14 protein-coding genes and 1 pseudogene are annotated in these 15,542 nt (G+C 71.0%); 7 read left to right on the top strand and 8 right to left on the bottom strand.

Translation table 11 applies throughout. The features are described from left to right. Positions 1 to 151: 151 nt before the first annotated feature. From ACGF12_RS06090 to ACGF12_RS06105, 4 genes are all read left to right on the top strand, one after another. Positions 152 to 1,354: a phosphoglycerate kinase gene (locus ACGF12_RS06090; RefSeq protein ID WP_393026145.1), complete on the top strand. Its 1,203-nt coding sequence runs from the start codon at positions 152 to 154 to the stop codon at positions 1,352 to 1,354. 5 nt (positions 1,355 to 1,359) lie between these two features. Then, entirely contained in the window at positions 1,360 to 2,145 is a 786-nt protein-coding gene (gene tpiA / locus ACGF12_RS06095; protein ID WP_393026148.1) for a triose-phosphate isomerase, read from the top strand. 87 nt (positions 2,146 to 2,232) lie between these two features. Next, entirely contained in the window at positions 2,233 to 2,469 is a 237-nt protein-coding gene (gene secG / locus ACGF12_RS06100) for a preprotein translocase subunit SecG (RefSeq protein WP_393026151.1), read from the top strand. A gap of 157 nt (positions 2,470 to 2,626) precedes the next feature. After that, the gene (locus tag ACGF12_RS06105; protein ID WP_035841977.1) at positions 2,627 to 2,962 is read left to right on the top strand and encodes an RNA polymerase-binding protein RbpA; all 336 of its coding nucleotides are present in this window, start codon (positions 2,627 to 2,629) and stop codon (positions 2,960 to 2,962) included. 102 nt (positions 2,963 to 3,064) lie between these two features. On the opposite strand, the gene pgl is transcribed toward ACGF12_RS06105, so the two are convergent. The 5 genes from pgl to tkt all read right to left on the bottom strand — a co-directional run bounded on the left by pgl (position 3,065) and on the right by tkt (position 9,912). After that, complete coding sequence (pgl, locus tag ACGF12_RS06110; RefSeq protein ID WP_393026155.1) at positions 3,065 to 3,853, bottom strand: 6-phosphogluconolactonase; 789 nt, start codon at positions 3,851 to 3,853, stop codon at positions 3,065 to 3,067. After that, entirely contained in the window at positions 3,850 to 4,926 is a 1,077-nt protein-coding gene (gene opcA, locus ACGF12_RS06115; protein ID WP_393026158.1) for a glucose-6-phosphate dehydrogenase assembly protein OpcA, read from the bottom strand. The genes pgl and opcA overlap by 4 nt, the downstream gene beginning before the upstream one ends. Beyond that, positions 4,923 to 6,479 (bottom strand): glucose-6-phosphate dehydrogenase, encoded by a 1,557-nt coding sequence (zwf, locus tag ACGF12_RS06120; protein WP_393026340.1) that lies wholly within the window; start codon positions 6,477 to 6,479, stop codon positions 4,923 to 4,925. Before zwf ends, opcA begins: the two co-directional genes overlap by 4 nt. A gap of 64 nt (positions 6,480 to 6,543) precedes the next feature. Beyond that, positions 6,544 to 7,686, bottom strand: a complete 1,143-nt coding sequence (gene tal / locus ACGF12_RS06125) for a transaldolase (protein WP_393026161.1) — start codon at positions 7,684 to 7,686, stop codon at positions 6,544 to 6,546. Between the two features lie 126 nt (positions 7,687 to 7,812). Then, complete coding sequence (tkt, locus tag ACGF12_RS06130; protein ID WP_393026164.1) at positions 7,813 to 9,912, bottom strand: transketolase; 2,100 nt, start codon at positions 9,910 to 9,912, stop codon at positions 7,813 to 7,815. A gap of 463 nt (positions 9,913 to 10,375) precedes the next feature. Between tkt and ACGF12_RS06135 the strand changes: the two genes are divergently transcribed. Next, positions 10,376 to 11,326: a heme o synthase gene (locus ACGF12_RS06135; RefSeq protein ID WP_393026167.1), complete on the top strand. Its 951-nt coding sequence runs from the start codon at positions 10,376 to 10,378 to the stop codon at positions 11,324 to 11,326. Between the two features lie 79 nt (positions 11,327 to 11,405). Here the strand turns inward: ACGF12_RS06135 and ACGF12_RS06140 are convergent, their stop codons facing one another. Continuing rightward, complete coding sequence (locus ACGF12_RS06140) at positions 11,406 to 12,047, bottom strand: DUF2461 domain-containing protein (RefSeq protein WP_393026170.1); 642 nt, start codon at positions 12,045 to 12,047, stop codon at positions 11,406 to 11,408. Positions 12,048 to 12,120: 73 nt separating this feature from the next. Between ACGF12_RS06140 and ACGF12_RS06145 the strand changes: the two genes are divergently transcribed. Then, complete coding sequence (locus ACGF12_RS06145) at positions 12,121 to 12,459, top strand: hypothetical protein (RefSeq protein WP_393026173.1); 339 nt, start codon at positions 12,121 to 12,123, stop codon at positions 12,457 to 12,459. Positions 12,460 to 12,532: 73 nt separating this feature from the next. Here the strand turns inward: ACGF12_RS06145 and tgmC are convergent, their stop codons facing one another. Then, the gene (tgmC, locus tag ACGF12_RS06150; RefSeq protein ID WP_393026176.1) at positions 12,533 to 13,675 is read right to left on the bottom strand and encodes an ATP-grasp peptide maturase system methyltransferase; all 1,143 of its coding nucleotides are present in this window, start codon (positions 13,673 to 13,675) and stop codon (positions 12,533 to 12,535) included. A gap of 133 nt (positions 13,676 to 13,808) precedes the next feature. On the opposite strand from tgmC, the gene ACGF12_RS06155 reads away from it, so the two are divergent. Next, on the top strand, positions 13,809 to 14,999 hold the full coding sequence (locus ACGF12_RS06155) for a glycosyltransferase (RefSeq protein ID WP_393026179.1): 1,191 nt from the start codon (positions 13,809 to 13,811) through the stop codon (positions 14,997 to 14,999). Between the two features lie 211 nt (positions 15,000 to 15,210). Here ACGF12_RS06155 and ACGF12_RS06160 read toward each other — a convergent pair. Beyond that, positions 15,211 to 15,542 (bottom strand): annotated as a pseudogene (locus ACGF12_RS06160) (methyltransferase); the annotation flags it as partial.

Genomic DNA, 15,542 nt, shown 5'->3' on the forward strand with positions numbered 1-15,542 from the left:
GCAGTGGGAGCTGACGTGATGTAGGGGCGAGGGCCCGGACGGCGATACTGAGCCGACCGGGCCCTCGCTCCGCGTACAAGGACTTCTCAGGCGGCCCCTGCGCCGTGCCGCCTCTGCGCATCAACCATCTCCCCGGGAGACCGAAGAACCAGTGAAGACCATCGAAGACCTGGACGTCGCCGGCAAGCGCGTCTTCGTGCGCGCCGACCTCAACGTCCCGCTGGACGGCGAGACCATCACCGACGACGGCCGGATCCGCGCCGTCGCGCCGACCATCGCCAAGCTCCTGGAGCGTGGCGCCAAGGTCGTCGTCGCCTCCCACCTCGGCCGCCCCAAGGGCGAGCCGGACCCGAAGTTCTCGCTCGCCCCGGTTGCCACGCGGCTCGGCGAGATCCTCGGCACGAGCGTCACCTTCGCCGCCGACACCGTGGGCGAGAGCGCCGGGGCCGCCGTTGCCGCGCTGGCCGGCGGCGAGGTCGTGCTGCTGGAGAACCTGCGCTTCAACGCCGGTGAGACCAGCAAGGACGACGCCGAGCGCAAGGCCTTCGCCGAGCAGCTGGCCGCCCTGGCCGACCTGTACGTGGGCGACGGCTTCGGCGCCGTGCACCGCAAGCACGCCTCGGTCTACGACCTGCCGAAGCTCCTGCCGCACGCCGCCGGCGACCTGATCGCCACCGAGGTCGGCGTGCTGAAGAAGCTCACCGAGGAGGTCAAGCGCCCCTACGTCGTCGTGCTCGGCGGCGCCAAGGTGTCCGACAAGCTCGGCGTGATCGACAACCTGCTGAAGAAGGCCGACCGGATCCTGATCGGCGGCGGCATGGCGTACACCTTCCTCAAGGCCAAGGGCCACGAGGTCGGCATCTCGCTGCTGCAGGAGGACCAGGTCCCGGTCTGCCTGGCGTACCTGGCCGAGGCCGAGAAGCGGGGCGTCGAGTTCGTCCTGCCCGTGGACGTCCTGGTCTCCGCCGACTTCCCGGACCTCAAGGGCAAGACCCCGGCCAACCCGGACCTGGTCGGCTCGGACGCGATCCCGGCCGACAAGGAGGGCCTGGACATCGGCCCGAAGACCCGCGAGCTGTACGCGGCGAAGCTGGCCGACGCCGGCACCGTGTTCTGGAACGGCCCGATGGGCGTCTTCGAGCACCCGGACTACGCGAACGGCACCAAGGCCGTCGCGCAGGCCCTGATCGACAGCAGCGCGTTCACCGTGGTCGGTGGCGGCGACTCCGCCGCGGCCGTCCGGATCCTGGGCTTCGACGAGAACGCGTTCGGACACATCTCGACCGGCGGCGGCGCGAGCCTCGAGTACCTGGAGGGCAAGACCCTCCCCGGTCTCGCCGCTCTGGAGGACTGAAAACCATGACTGAGCGTCTCCCGCTGATGGCGGGCAACTGGAAGATGAACCTCAACCACCTTGAGGCCATCCAGCACACCCAGAAGCTGGCGTTCGCGCTGGCCGACAAGGACTACGAGGCCGTCGAGGTCGCCGTCCTGGTGCCGTTCACCGACCTGCGCTCGGTGCAGACCCTGGTCTTCGGCGACAAGCTGAAGATCAAGTACGGCTCGCAGGACATCTCGCAGCACGACGGCGGCGCCTACACCGGCGAGGTCTCCGGTCCGATGCTGGCCAAGCTGCAGTGCACCTACGCGGTGATCGGCCACTCGGAGCGCCGCCAGTACCACGGCGAGAACGAGGAGATCGTCAACGCCAAGGTGAAGGCCGCCTACCGGGCCGGGGTCACCCCGATCCTGTGCATCGGCGAGCCGCTGGAGGTCCGCAAGGCGGGCACCCACGTCGAGTACACCCTGGCCCAGCTGGACGGCGCGCTGGAGGGCATCCCGGCCGGGCAGGCCGAGTCCCTCGTGGTCGCGTACGAGCCGGTCTGGGCGATCGGCACCGGCGAGGTGGCCACTCCGGAGGACGCGCAGGAGGTCTGCGCGGCCATCCGCCGGCGGATCGCCGAGCTGTACGACGCCGAGCTGGCCGACAAGGTCCGCGTGCTGTACGGCGGTTCGGTCAAGTCGTCGAGCGCGGCCGGTCTGATGGCCAAGCCCGACATCGACGGCGGCCTGATCGGCGGTGCCTCGCTGGACGCCGACGAGTTCGTCAAGATCGTGCGCTACCGTGAGCAGGCAGTAGGCTAACGCCGCCGCAGCAACGTAGGCTTTGGGGCCGGACCGCCGTACGCGGCCCGGCCCCTTCGCCGAAGATACGAGAGAGTTGGTCCCGTCGTGGTTCTCGGGTTCTCGATTGCCCTGATCATCTTCAGTCTGTTGATGGTCCTGCTGGTGCTGCTGCACAAGGGGAAGGGCGGCGGCCTGTCGGACATGTTCGGCGGCGGCGCGATGTCGACCGGCGGCGGTTCGGCGGTGGCCGAGCGCAACCTGGACCGCATCACCATCGTGGTCGGCCTCGGCTGGTTCGCCTGCATCATCGTGCTGGGCCTGGTCCTCAAGTACCAGAGCTGACACAACCCTGACGCCCCGTCGCCCGAACGCCTATCCTGGGACGGTCGGGGGCGGAGGCGATGGTGGCGGAAGCTTAAGTCCTGCTTACACTAGGACGACTTTCGCCACCGACGCGCACCGCGGCGGGTCGGCGCATCAGCACGCAGGGAGTCAGACCGTGGCAAGTGGCAACGCCATCCGTGGCAGCAGGGTCGGGGCCGGCCCGATGGGGGAGGCCGAGCGCGGCGAGTCCGCCCCGCGCAACCGGATCTCCTTCTGGTGCGCCAACAAGCACGAGACCCGCCCCAGCTTCGCCGCCGAGGCCGTCATCCCGGACACCTGGGACTGCCCGCGCTGCGGCTTCCCGGCCGGGCAGGACGAGCACAACCCGCCGGCGCCCTCGCGCAACGAGCCGTACAAGACCCACCTCGCCTACGTCCGTGAGCGGCGCACCGACGCCGACGGCGAGGCGATCCTCGCCGAGGCGCTGGCCAAGCTGCGCGGCGAGATCTGACGCGAAGTCCGGACCCGCGAGCGAGCCAACCCGCGAGCGAGCCGAGCGCCAAAAAAGAGGGGCGCCACCGTCAACGACGGTGGCGCCCCTCTCGGTTGGCCGTTATGCCGAGGCCGGCGGGTACAGCTGCGGTGGGATCCGCTCCGCCGCGGCGCGGTCCAGCAGCCACAGGGTGCGGCTGCGGCCGTACGCGCCGGAGGCGGGCGCCTGGAGCTCGCCGGGGCCGGACAGGGCCAGCGCGACGGCGCCCGCCTTGTCCTCGCCGGCGGCCAGCAGCCAGACCTCGCGGGCCGCCCGGATCGCCGGGAGGGTGAGCGAGATCCGGGTCGGCGGGGGCTTGGGGGCCCCGCGCACGCCGATCACGGTCCGCTCGGTCTCCCGCACGCCCGGGTGCTCGGGGAAGAGCGAAGCGACGTGGGTGTCCGGGCCGACGCCGAGCAGCAGCACGTCGAAGGCCGGGACGCCGAGCCGGTCGCCCGGCCCGGCGGCCTTCGCCAGCTCCTCCGCGTAGCGGGCGGCGGCGGCCTCCACGTCCGAGCCGTCCACCCCGTCCGAGGCGGGCATCTCGTGCACCCGCGCCGGGTCGAGCGGGACGGCGTCCAGCAGCTCGGCGCGGGCCTGGACGGCGTTGCGGTCCGGGTCGGCGGCGGGCAGGAAGCGCTCGTCGCCCCACCAGAGGTCCAGCCGGCCCCAGTCGACCGCGTCGCGCGCCGGGGAGGCGGCGATCGCGGCCAGCAGGGCGTTGCCGTTGCGGCCGCCGGTGAGCACCACCGAGGCGGTGCCGCGGGCGGCCTGGGCGTCCACGATCCGGGTGATCAGCCGGGCCGCGGCCGCCTGGGCCATCAGCTCCTTGTCCCGGTGGACGACCAGCTGCGGGATGGCGTTGGTCATGCGCCTTCCTTGGCGGTGGTGCGCTTGCCGGCGGCCTTCTTGGCGGAGGGCTTCTTCTCCGCGTCGGCCGTCACCCGGTCCGGGTTGGCCACCGAGGCCTCGACCGCGTGGGCGATCTCCTCGGCCGCCGCCGTCTCGGCGGTGGAGGGCTCGTGCAGCCGCTCGACGGGCGTGCGCACGGCCGTCGAGTAGATGTCGTCCGGGTCCAGTCGGCGCAGTTCCTCGGCGAGCAGCTCCGAGGTCTCGCGCCGCTTGAGCGCCACCTGGCGGTCCGGCGAGCCGGGCATGGAGAGCGTGCCCATCAGGCCGTCCGGGCGGTCCAGGGTGATGTCCCCGTCCTTGGTGCGCAGGTGCACCGCGGTGATGCCCGGGCCGCCGGTGACGACCCGCTCGACCGGCACGTGCAGCCGGTTGGTGAGCCACAGGCCGAGCAGCTCGACGCTGGGGTTGTAGGACTCGCCCTCGACCGCCGCGGAGGTGATCCGGGACGGCCGCTGGTCCAGCGCGGCGGCCAGCATCGAGCGCCAGCCGGTGATCCGGGTCCAGGCCAGGTCGGTGTCGCCCGGGGTGTAGCTCTCGGCCCGCTGGGCGAGCTGGCCGACCGGGGACTCGGCGGTGACCGCGTCGGTGATCCGGCGCTGGGCGAGCGAGCCCAACGGGTCCTGCGCCGGGTGCAGCGGCGCGTTGTCCGGCCACCAGACGACGGTCGGGGCGTCCGGCAGCAGCAGCGGCAGGACCACCGACTGGGCGTGCGAGACGAGTTCGCCGTGCATGCGCAGGATGGCCGTCTCGCCGGAGCCGGCGTCGGAGCCGACCAGGATCTCGGCGTCCAGGCGGGTCTCGGCGCGGGCCCGGGGCGAACGCCCGGCGCGCTTGATCACCGCGAGGGTGCGCATCGGGTGCTCGCGGGAGGCGTCGTTGGCGGCCTTGAGGGCGTCGTAGGCGCTGCCCTCGTCGGTCACGATCACCAGGGTGAGCACCATGCCGGCGGCGGTGGAGCCGCTGGCCCGGCGCGCCGCCATCAGCGCGTTGTTGATCTTGCTGGACGTCGTGTTGGTCAGGTCGATCTTCATGGCCGGCGCCAGCTCCTGCCGTCTCGTGCGAGCATCTCGTCCGCCTCGGCGGGGCCCCAGGTGCCCGCCGCGTACTGGGCCGGCTTGCCGTGGGCGTCCCAGTACTTCTCGATCGGGTCGAGGATCTGCCAGGAGAGCTCGACCTCCTGGTGGCGCGGGAACAGGTTCGACTCGCCGAGCAGCACGTCGAGGATGAGCCGCTCGTACGCCTCCGGGCTGGACTCGGTGAAGGACTCGCCGTAGGCGAAGTCCATCGTGACGTCCCGGACCTCGAAGGAGGTGCCCGGCACCTTGGAGCCGAACCGCACCGTCACGCCCTCGTCCGGCTGGACCCGGATGACCAGGGCGTTCTGCCCCAGCTCCTCGGTCGCGTAGGAGTCGAACGGCAGGTACGGGGCGCGCTGGAAGACCACCGCGATCTCGGTGACCCGACGGCCCAGCCGCTTGCCGGTGCGCAGGTAGAACGGGACGCCCGCCCAGCGGCGGTTGTTGATCTCCAGCTTGATGGCCGCGTAGGTGTCGGTCTTGGAGTCGGGGTTGATGCCGTCCTCGTCCAGGTACCCGGGGACCTCCTCGCCGCCCTGCCAACCGGGGGCGTACTGGGCGCGCACGGTGTGCTTGCCGAGGTCGGCCGGGAGCTTGACGGCGCTGAGCACCTTGAGCTTCTCGGCCACCAGCGCCTTCGGGTGGAAGGACGCCGGCTCCTCGATGGCGGTGAGCGCCATCAGCTGCAGCAGGTGGTTCTGGATGACGTCCCGGGCGGCGCCGATGCCGTCGTAGTAGCCGGCCCGGCCGCCGATGCCGATGTCCTCGGCCATGGTGATCTGCACGTGGTCGACGTACGACCGGTTCCAGATCGGCTCGAACATCTGGTTGGCGAAGCGCAGCGCCAGGATGTTCTGGACGGTCTCCTTGCCCAGGTAGTGGTCGATCCGGAAGACCTCGTCCCGGGGGAAGACCTCGTGGACGACCTTGTTGAGCTCCTGGGCGCTCTCCAGGTCGTGGCCGAAGGGCTTCTCGATGACGGCGCGGCGCCAGGAACCCTGCGGCGGGTCGGCCAGGCCGTGCTTCTTGAGCTGCTGGACGACGGTGGGGAAGAACTTCGGCGGGACGGACAGGTAGAAGGCGAAGTTGCCGCCGGTGCCCTGGGCCTTGTCCAGCTCCTCGATGGTCTCGCGGAGCTTGTCGAAGGCGTCGTCGTCGTCGAAGGTGCCGTGGATGAAGCGCATGCCCTTGGCGAGCTGCTGCCAGACCTCTTCCCGGAACGGGGTCCGGGCGTGCTCCTTGACCGCGTCGTGGACCTCCTTGGCGAAGTCCTCGTCGTCCCACTCGCGGCGGGCGAAGCCGACCAGGGAGAAGCCCGGCGGCAGCAGACCGCGGTTGGCCAGGTCGTAGATGGCCGGCATCAGCTTCTTGCGGGACAGGTCGCCGGTGACCCCGAAGATGACCAGGCCGGACGGCCCCGCGATGCGCGGGAGCCGCCGGTCGGAAGGGTCACGAAGCGGGTTGACGGGGGCGGGCGGGAGGTCGTCCGCGTCCGACTCCGGCGTCAACTCGGGGAAATCAGTGCTCACTTGGTGTGCTCCGCTTTCGTGCGCTGGCTGTGTGAGCGGGGGGTCACTTCTCGCCGGCGAAGGAGGCCAGCGAGGCGGTGACGGTGTCGAGCAGCTCCTGCCAGGACTGCTCGAACTTCTGCACGCCCTCGTCCTCCAGGACCTGGACCACGTCGTCGTAGTCCACGCCGGCCGCCGCGACGGCGTCCAGGACGGCCTTGGCGTCGGCGTAGTTGGGGACGATGGTGTTGCCGGTGACCACGCCGTGGTCGCCGGTGGCGTCCAGGGTGGCCTCGGGCATGGTGTTCACGGTGCCGGGGGCGACCAGCTCGGTGACGTACAGGGTGTCCGGCAGGGCCGGGTCCTTGACACCGGTGGAGGCCCAGAGCGGACGCTGCGGCTTGGCGCCGGCGGCCTCCAGCGAGCGCCAACGGTCGCTGCCGGCGGTCTTGCCGTCGACCGAGCCGAAGACCTCCTCGTACGCCTGGTAGGCGAGGCGGGCGTTGGCCAGGGCGGCCTTGGAGCGCAGGTTCCTGGCGTCGCCGCCGATCTTGTCCAGGCGCTTGTCGATCTCGGTGTCCACGCGGGACACGAAGAAGGAGGCGACCGACTCGATCTGGGAGAGGTCCAGGCCCTTGGCCTTGGCGGTCTCCAGGCCGGTCAGGAAGGCGTCCATGACGGCCTTGTAGCGGTCCAGGGAGAAGATCAGCGTGACGTTGACGCTGATGCCCAGACCGATGACCTCGCTGATGGCGGGCAGGCCGGCCTTGGTGGCGGGGATCTTGATGAAGACGTTCGGGCGGTCGACCAGCCACCACAGCTGCTTGGCCTCGGCCACGGTCGGGGCGGTCTCGTGTGCCAGGCGCGGGTCGACCTCGATGGAGACCCGGCCGTCGCGGCCGTTGGAGGCGTCGTAGACCGGGCGCAGCACGTCGGCGGCGTCGCGCACGTCCGAGGTGGTGATCATGCGGATCGCCTCGTCGGTGGTGACCTTGCGGACGGCGAGGTCGCGCAGCTGGCCGTCGTAGGAGCTGTCGCCGCTGCCGGCGATGGCCTTCTGGAAGATGGTCGGGTTGGTGGTGACGCCCACCACGTGCTTGTTCTGCACCAGCTCGGCCAGGTTGCCGGAGTTCAGCCGGCTGCGGCTGAGGTCGTCCAGCCAGATCGCAACGCCTTCGTCGCTGAGGCGCTTCAGTGCGTCAGTCATGGTGCTTCAGTCCTTCGTCTTCTGCTTCGTGGGGTAGTCAGAGGGGCCGGGCCGTCGACGTGCGGGTCTCGGGCCCGGCCGTTGTTCCGCACTCGCGACCAGGGTGGCTCGTGCGGGTGGGCACTACTAGCGGTTGACGGCTTCGAGGGAGCGCAGCGCGTTGTGGGCCTCGGCCACCACGCGCTCGGCGGTCAGGCCGAACTCCTCGAACAGAACCTTGTAGTCGGCGGAGGCACCGAAGTGCTCCAGCGAGACGATCCGGCCGTGGTCGCCGACCAGCTCGCGCCAGCCCTGGGCGATGCCGGCCTCGACCGAGACGCGGGCCTTGACGGACGGCGGCAGCACGCTGTCGCGGTAGGCCTGGTCCTGCTCCTGGAACCACTCGAAGGACGGGACCGAGACCACGCGGGTGGCGATGCCCTCGGCCTCCAGGACCTCGCGGGCCTGGACGGCCAGCTGGACCTCGGAGCCGGTGCCCAGCAGGATCACCTGCGGGTCGCCGGTGGAGGCCTCGGCCAGGATGTAGCCGCCCTTCGCGGTGCCCTCGGCGGAGGCGTAGACCTCGCGGTCGAAGGTCGGGACGTTCTGGCGGGTGAGCGCCAGGCCGACCGGGCCGGGGTGGGTGGTCTGGCGCTCGATGACGGTGCGCCAGGCGACGGCGGTCTCGTTGGCGTCGGCCGGGCGGACCATGGCCAGGCCCGGGATGGCGCGCAGCGAGGCCATGTGCTCGACCGGCTGGTGGGTCGGGCCGTCCTCGCCGAGGCCGATCGAGTCGTGCGTCCAGACGTAGGTGACCGGCAGCTTCATCAGCGCGGCCAGGCGGACGGCCGGGCGCATGTAGTCGGCGAAGACCAGGAAGGTGCCGCCGTAGACACGGGTCTTGCCGTGCAGCGCGATGCCGTTCATGGTCGAGCCCATGGCGTGCTCGCGGATGCCGAAGTGGATCGTCCGGCCGTACGGGCTGGCGGACTTCAGCGGGTTGCCCTCGGGGAGGAAGGAGCTGTCCTCGTCGATGGTGGTGAGGTTGGACTCCGCGAGGTCGGCCGAACCGCCCCACAGCTCCGGGATCACCGCGCCGAGCGCCTTCAGGGTCTCGCCGGAGGCCTTGCGGGTGGCGACGTCCTTGCCGGCCGGGAAGGAGGGGACGGCCTTCTTCCAGCCCTCGGGCAGCTCGCCGGCCTGGATGCGGTCGAAGTCGGCGCCGCGCTGCGGGTTGGCGGCGTGCCAGGCCTCGAAGGACTGCTGCCACTGGTCGCGGGCGGCCTTGCCACGCTTGATGACCAGGCGGGCGTGCTCGATGACCTGGTCGCTGACCTCGAAGGTCTTCTCCGGGTCGAAGCCCAGGACCTTCTTGGTGGCGGCGATCTCGGCGGCGCCGAGCGCGGAGCCGTGCGCCTTGGCGGTGTCCTGGGCGTTCGGGGCCGGCCAGGCGATGATGGTGCGCATCGCGATGATCGACGGGCGGGAGGTCTCGGCCTTGGCGGCGGCCAGCGCCCCGGCGAGGGCCTCGACGTCGATGTCGCCGTTGGCCTTCGGGGTCACCCGCTGCACGTGCCAGCCGTAGGCCTCGTAGCGCTTGAGGACGTCCTCGGAGAAGGCGGTCTCGGTGTCGCCCTCGATCGAGATGTGGTTGTCGTCGTACAGGGCGACCAGGTTGCCCAGCTTCTGGTGGCCGGCCAGCGAGGAGGCCTCGGCGGAGATGCCCTCCTCCAGGTCGCCGTCGGAGACGATGGCCCAGATGGTGTGGTCGAAGGGGGACTCGCCGGCCGGGGCCTCGGGGTCGAACAGGCCGCGCTCGTAGCGGGCGGCCATCGCCATGCCGATCGCGTTGGCGATGCCCTGGCCGAGCGGGCCGGTGGTGGTCTCTACGCCGGCGGTGTGGCCGTGCTCGGGGTGGCCGGGGGTGCGGCTGCCGGCGACGCGGAAGGCCTTCAGGTCGTCCAGCTCCAGGCCGTAGCCGGAGAGGTAGAGCTGGGTGTAGAGGGTCAGGCTGGTGTGCCCGGGGGAGAGGACGAAGCGGTCGCGGCCGACCCAGGCCGGGTCGGTCGGGTCGTGGCGCAGGAAGCGCTGGAAGATCAGGTACGCCGCGGGGGCCAGCGACATGGCCGTCCCGGGGTGTCCGTTGCCGACCTTCTGGACAGCGTCCATGGCCAGGACGCGCGCCGTGTCAACCGTGCGCTCGTCCAGTTCGGTCCACTCGAATGCGTTCGTCGGCGCAGTGCTCACCCTGTCTCAGGGCTCCTTCCATTGTGAAGAGTGACCCCGTGAAATGGGACCGGGTCGGCCACGGCGCTGTGGTCCCGACTGTGGGTGGTGCCGGTCACGGAGGGTAGATCCCGCTTCTGCGTGCGAGCCTACCGTCCGGCCCGGGGCTCACCCTCCGTGCCGGGACAACCGGGATTTCCGCATGGTGATTCCCACTAGGGCGTTCTGACTGATTTTGTCCCAGCCTCCCCCGGTTTGGCGCCCCTCGCCGCTCGGGCGGTCACGGCGGGTCGCGGGGGCGCGCCGGAAGCGGTTCGTGGCTTCACCCAGTCGGTTTACTCGGGAGTGCGCCATCCGCCTCGCCGGGGGACCCCGGAGCCGGATGGGATATATGGAGCGTCTATGGTGGCGTGGTACGCGCAGAGCGGACGATTCGGGACCCTTCGTTCCTGTGGACGCCTGCGAAGATTCATCTTCAGTTGGGGTGTTAGTGACCGCCGTCGAAACCCGTCCCGCCGGGGTCACCGGGGCGACGCCTGCGCATCACCGGCCGATCGGGGCCCGGGTCGGCGCCTTCGTCGCACTGACCAAGCCTCGGATCATCGAGCTGCTGCTGATGAGCACCGTGCCGGTGATGTTCCTGGCGCAACAGGGCGTGCCGAACATGCTGCTGGTGCTGAAGGTCGTGGTCGGCGGCTACCTCTCGGCGGGCGGCGCGAACGCCCTCAACATGTACATCGACCGCGACATCGACGCGCTGATGTCCCGCACCGAGCGGCGGCCGATCGTCACCGGGATGGTGTCGCCGCGCGAGGCGCTGGTGTTCGGCATCGTGCTGGCGGTCGTCTCGACCCTGCTGCTGGGCTTCGGCGTCAACTGGCTCTCGTCCGGGCTGGCGCTGGGCGCGCTGCTGTTCTACGTGTTCGTCTACACGCTGGGGCTCAAGCGGCGCACCTCGCAGAACATCGTCTGGGGCGGCATCGCGGGCTGCATGCCGGTGCTGGTCGGCTGGTCCTCGGTCACCAACTCGGTGTCCTGGGTGGCGGTCGCGCTGTTCCTGGTGGTGTTCTTCTGGACCCCGCCGCACACCTGGGTGCTGTCGATGAAGGTGCGCGACGACTACCTGCGCGCGGGCGTGCCGATGCTGCCGGTCATCAAGGGCAACGTCGCGGTCGGCAAGCAGGTCGTCGCCTACTCCTGGGTGATGGTGGCGACCTCGCTGGCGGTGTGGCCGCTGGGGCACATGAGCTGGCTGTACGCGGTCGCCGCGGTGGTGCTGGGCGCGGCCTGGCTGCGCGAGGCGCACGCGCTGTACGCGCGGGCCAAGGCCGGGGTCGTGGGCGCCAAGCTGAAGGAGATGCGGCTGTTCCACTGGTCGATCACCTACCTGTCGCTGCTGTTCGTGGTGTGCGCGATCGACCCGTTCGTGAAGTAGAGGCTGACGCGAGGGAGCCCCGGTCCGGTGGACCGGGGCTCCCTCGCGTTCGGGGGCACTTTCGAGTTCTTGAACCGTCTCAGCGGGCGGGAAGTTCGGAAGGGCCGACGTGGCCGTCCAGCCAGTCCTTGAGCTGCTGGGAGGCGCGCAGGAAGCCGGTGATCCGGGTGTAGGCCGTCCGGGTGCCCAGCCACGTCGCGGGCTCCCACTCCTGCCAGGCCACCAGGCCCTTGTGGCGCAGCAGCTCGATCCTCGGGTGGTCCTTGGGGCAGCCGCGCGGGGCGGACTTGAGGGAATCCCGGCCGACCACCTGGGGCCCGTCCTTCTCCACCGCGGCGATCACCCGCTCCAGCTCGGCGCCGCTGACGTCCTCGGCGACGGCGGCGCGGTAGCGCTCCAGCTGGTCCGGGGCGAGCCGGTACATGCCGTTGCCGCAGGAAAGTCCGTCGGCGGAGAGCTGGATGTAGCCGCCGGTCTCCAGGTGCGCGCCGATGTGCGTCTTGTACGGGGACTTGTCGGCGCTGAAGCGGATGTCGCGGTTCGGGCGGAAGATCTTCCCCGGCCCGAACTCCGGCTCCAGATCAGCGAGCAGCAGCTCCATCGGGGCCCGTACGGCGTCGTCGTACTGCTCCTTGTGGGTCTGCCAGAAGGTCTTCGAATTGTCGGCTTCCAGGTGCTCGTAGAAGTCGAGCGCCTCGGCCGGCCAGCCTTGGAACGTCACGTGTTCCAGTATGTGGCCCGGTGCACAGGCGGCTTCCGTCGCCAGGGCGTCTACCGGTGGGTAGCATGCGGGCATGAGCAGCGCAGAGACCGCCACCGCCACCGCGCCGGACGCACGTACCGAGCGCCGCGCCAAGCGCATCGCCAAGCACCTGACCAGCTTCGCCCAGCAGCACGGCGGCAGCGCCGACGCGGTCGTCGAGTACGTCGGCGCCGCGGCCACCCGGATCGTGGTGGTCGGCGCGGACGGCGCCTGGGGCGACCAGGTGGCCCCGAGCTACGCCGTCGGCCGGCGGGCCGCGGAGCTGGCCGGGCTGACCCTGCACGACGACTTCGAGGGCGAGCTGGGCCTCAAGGTCAAGACCGGCGCGTACGAGTGGAAGCGGATGGCCGGGATCCAGCTCGGCGGCTGAGGCCCGTAGCGACCACGACGGCCCGGCTCCTCCGAACGGGGGAGCCGGGCCGTCGTCGTGGGCTCGGGGCGGGTCAGATGGGCAGGTCCCAGCCCGGCCCGTCCTCGTGTCCGATCCACACGTGTTGCCCCGAGGTCGAGACGGTGATACCGAACCCCTCCTGGTGCGGCTCGCCCAGTTTCTGCCAGGTTTCGACGGCGTTTTCGACCTGGTCCCAGAGCCGGAGTGGGCCGCGCTGCACGACGGTCCATCCGCCTTCGGGGTTGGGCATGGTCCGGGCCTGCGATCCGGTGGCGACGTCCGAGAGGATCTGCTGCCCGCCGACTCCCATCCGCTCGGCCGAGGGCGCCGCGAGCTGCGCGACCCAACTGCCCGTCCACGTGCCGATGATCTCGGGGTTGATCCGGGTCGGGCGTTCGTCTCCGGGGAGTAGCGAGAGGCCTTGGCGGGGCGGCCGGTCGTGGGGGCGGGCGATCATGAAGCTCGTGTAGCCGGGCAGGAACCGGCCGGTGGCCTGTCCGGGGCCGGTGACGACCAGCAGCGCGAGACCGAAGCCGTAGCCCCAGCCGGACAGGGTGACCAGGATGAGGCCGCCGGGCTTCACCTGGTGCAGCCACGGGAGTGGGACGTGGCGGACCGAGCAGGTGGCGATGAGCCGGTCGTACGGGCCCCCGTCCGGGTCGCCGAGCAGTCCGTCTCCGATGATCAGGTGGGGGGAGTATCCGGCTGCCTTGATGGCGGCCGCGGCGGCCTCGCCCACCTGGGGGTCGTACTCGATGCTGGTGAGGTTGGCGTCCCCGAGCCGGTGCGCGCCGAGGGCGGTCGAGTAGCCGGTTCCGGTGCCGATCTCCAGGGCCCGGTGCCCGGCCTCGGCGCCGAGCTGGTGCCACATGCGCAGGACCAGGGACGGCAGGGTGGACGACGAAGACGGGGCCCCAGTCGCGGTGCCGCCGGTCACGTCCTCGGGGCGCGTGCGCCCGTCGAGTTGGGTGATGAGGGTCTCGTTCGAGTAGACGTGCTCCAGCCATCCGGGCTCGCCCCGGAACACGGGCCGGTAGGCGGTCGGGTTGCTTCCCGGGACCGGTAGGAAGAACGACCCCGTGAACAGTTCCCGGGGGACCGCTCTGGCGGCGCGCTCCCATTCCGGATCGGTGATCTCGTCGTCCCCGGTGAACGCGTCCACCATGGCGGCGCGGAGCTGTTCCGACGTGCTCATGTATCGGTGCCTTTCGCTAGCTGGTCGGCGATGGCGTGGGCGATCGTCCAGGTCGCGCAGCCATCTCGCCATAGCTGACTAACTGTCAAATGTGGCGAGTGGAACGATCTCTGGAGACTGGTATGTTCCAGGCGTGAACCGTGACGTCAGCACTCTCGTATCTCGTCTTGGCCGCCCTCTGCGGCTGATCGTCACGGGCGGCGGGACGGGCGGCCATACCTACCCGGCCCTCACCGCGATCCGCACCTTGCGCTCACGCCTCGGAGAGGCTGGCGGCGCCCTGGACGTGCTGTGGATCGGCACCGCCACCGGCCTTGAGGCCAAGGTGACCGCCGCCGAGGACATCTCGTTCAGGACCGTCGCCACCGGGAAGATCCGGCGCAGCGCCAACCCGCTCAAGCTGGTGTCGCCCGCCAACGTCAAGGACATGGGCCGTGTCCCCCTGGGCGTCGCCCAGGCCCGCTCAGCGGTCGCCGACTTCGCCCCGGACGTGGTGCTCGGCACGGGCGGCTACGTCGCGGTGCCGGTCGGGATGGCCGCCCGGATGTGCCACCGGCCGCTGGTCGTCCACGAGCAGACCGTCCGGCTCGGTCTGGGCAACCGGGCCCTGGCCCGTATGGCGACCCGTGTCGCGGTCTCCTCCGAGTCGACGATCCAGTTCCTGCCCGAGTCCGCCCGCGCCACCGCCGTGGTCACCGGCAACCCGGTACGCCCGGAGGTGCTGACCGGCCAGGGGGACAAGGCGATCCAGGCGCTCGGACTGTGGGGCTTCGACCGTTCCCTGCCGACCGTGTACGTCACCGGCGGCGCGCAGGGTTCCCAGCAGATCAACGAGCTGGTCAGCGAGATCCTGCCGTGGCTGCTCGGCCATGCCAACGTGGTCCACCAGTGTGGGCCCAGCCACGAGGTGAGGCTGCGTGACCGGGCAGCGGCGCTTCCGGAGCACGTACGTGCCCGATACCTGGTGACCGGTTTCGTCGGCTCGGAGCTGCCGGACGTGCTCGCCCTGGCCGACGTGGTCGTCTCCCGCAGCGGTGCGGGGACGCTGGCTGAGCTGACCGCGTTGGGACGGGCCGCGGTGTTCATCCCGCTGGCGACGTCGGCCGGGAACGAGCAGGAGCACAACGCCCGCCACCTGGCGGATGCCGGAGCGGCTGTGGCCATGCTCGGTCGTGTCGCGCCGGACACCCTCCAGGATGCGATCGGCCCGCTGCTGACCGACCCGGCCCGCCGCGCGGACATCGCGCGGCGGGCTGCCGAGCACGGCCGGCCGGACGCCGCCGACCGTCTCGTGGACGTGCTGCTGTCGGTCGTGGACCGCTAGTTCTCCAGGTCCAGCAGATGCCGGACGGCGTCGGCCTGGATGGTGTCGACGCACACCTGGTACGCCGTGTAGCGGACGTTGGCGTGGGTCATGGCCGGGATCCAGCTCGGCGGCTGAGGATCAGCTCCACATGCGGCAGCGGCCTGGCCCCTCCGTGCGGAGGAGCCAGGCCGCTGTTTCGGTGGCCGGAGGCGCGGGACAGACGCTGGTGTCACGTGACTCGGAGGCCGGTGTGGTCGAGTGCCCGGACGGGTTGGGCGGGTCGGTCCAGCCAGGCCCACTGCCTGTCCGCGGTGACAGTGAGGCCGAAGCGCTCGGGGGGCGGGCGGTTGTTTTCCTCCCACCAGTGGTGGGCGGCCTCGATCTCGTCCCAGAGACGGCGTGGGCCGTGCTGCCAGACGGTGAAGTGCTTGTTCTGGCGGCCGTCGTGGTCGACGGCCGCCCAGGAACGGGCATCGGTGGTCGCGACCCAGAGCCGGGGGGGGGCCCCCGCGACGCCCGGCGCGTCCACCCCCGCGGGCCCCACCGCGCCCCCCCCCCCGC

Source organism: Kitasatospora sp. NPDC048296 (genome assembly GCF_043201815.1).
In the GTDB taxonomy this organism is placed as follows: Bacteria; Actinomycetota; Actinomycetes; order Streptomycetales; family Streptomycetaceae; genus Kitasatospora.

Bases quoted from the DNA above. Each gene is read 5' to 3' on its own strand.
- tpiA (WP_393026148.1), top strand. From the start codon at position 1,360: ATGACTGAGCGTCTCCCGCTGATGGCGGGCAACTGGAAGATGAACCTC.
- pgl (WP_393026155.1), bottom strand. From the start codon at position 3,853: ATGACCAACGCCATCCCGCAGCTGGTCGTCCACCGGGACAAGGAGCTG.
- opcA (WP_393026158.1), bottom strand. From the start codon at position 4,926: ATGAAGATCGACCTGACCAACACGACGTCCAGCAAGATCAACAACGCG.
- tal (WP_393026161.1), bottom strand. From the start codon at position 7,686: ATGACTGACGCACTGAAGCGCCTCAGCGACGAAGGCGTTGCGATCTGG.
- ACGF12_RS06145 (WP_393026173.1), top strand. From the start codon at position 12,121: ATGAGCAGCGCAGAGACCGCCACCGCCACCGCGCCGGACGCACGTACC.
- tgmC (WP_393026176.1), bottom strand. From the start codon at position 13,675: ATGAGCACGTCGGAACAGCTCCGCGCCGCCATGGTGGACGCGTTCACC.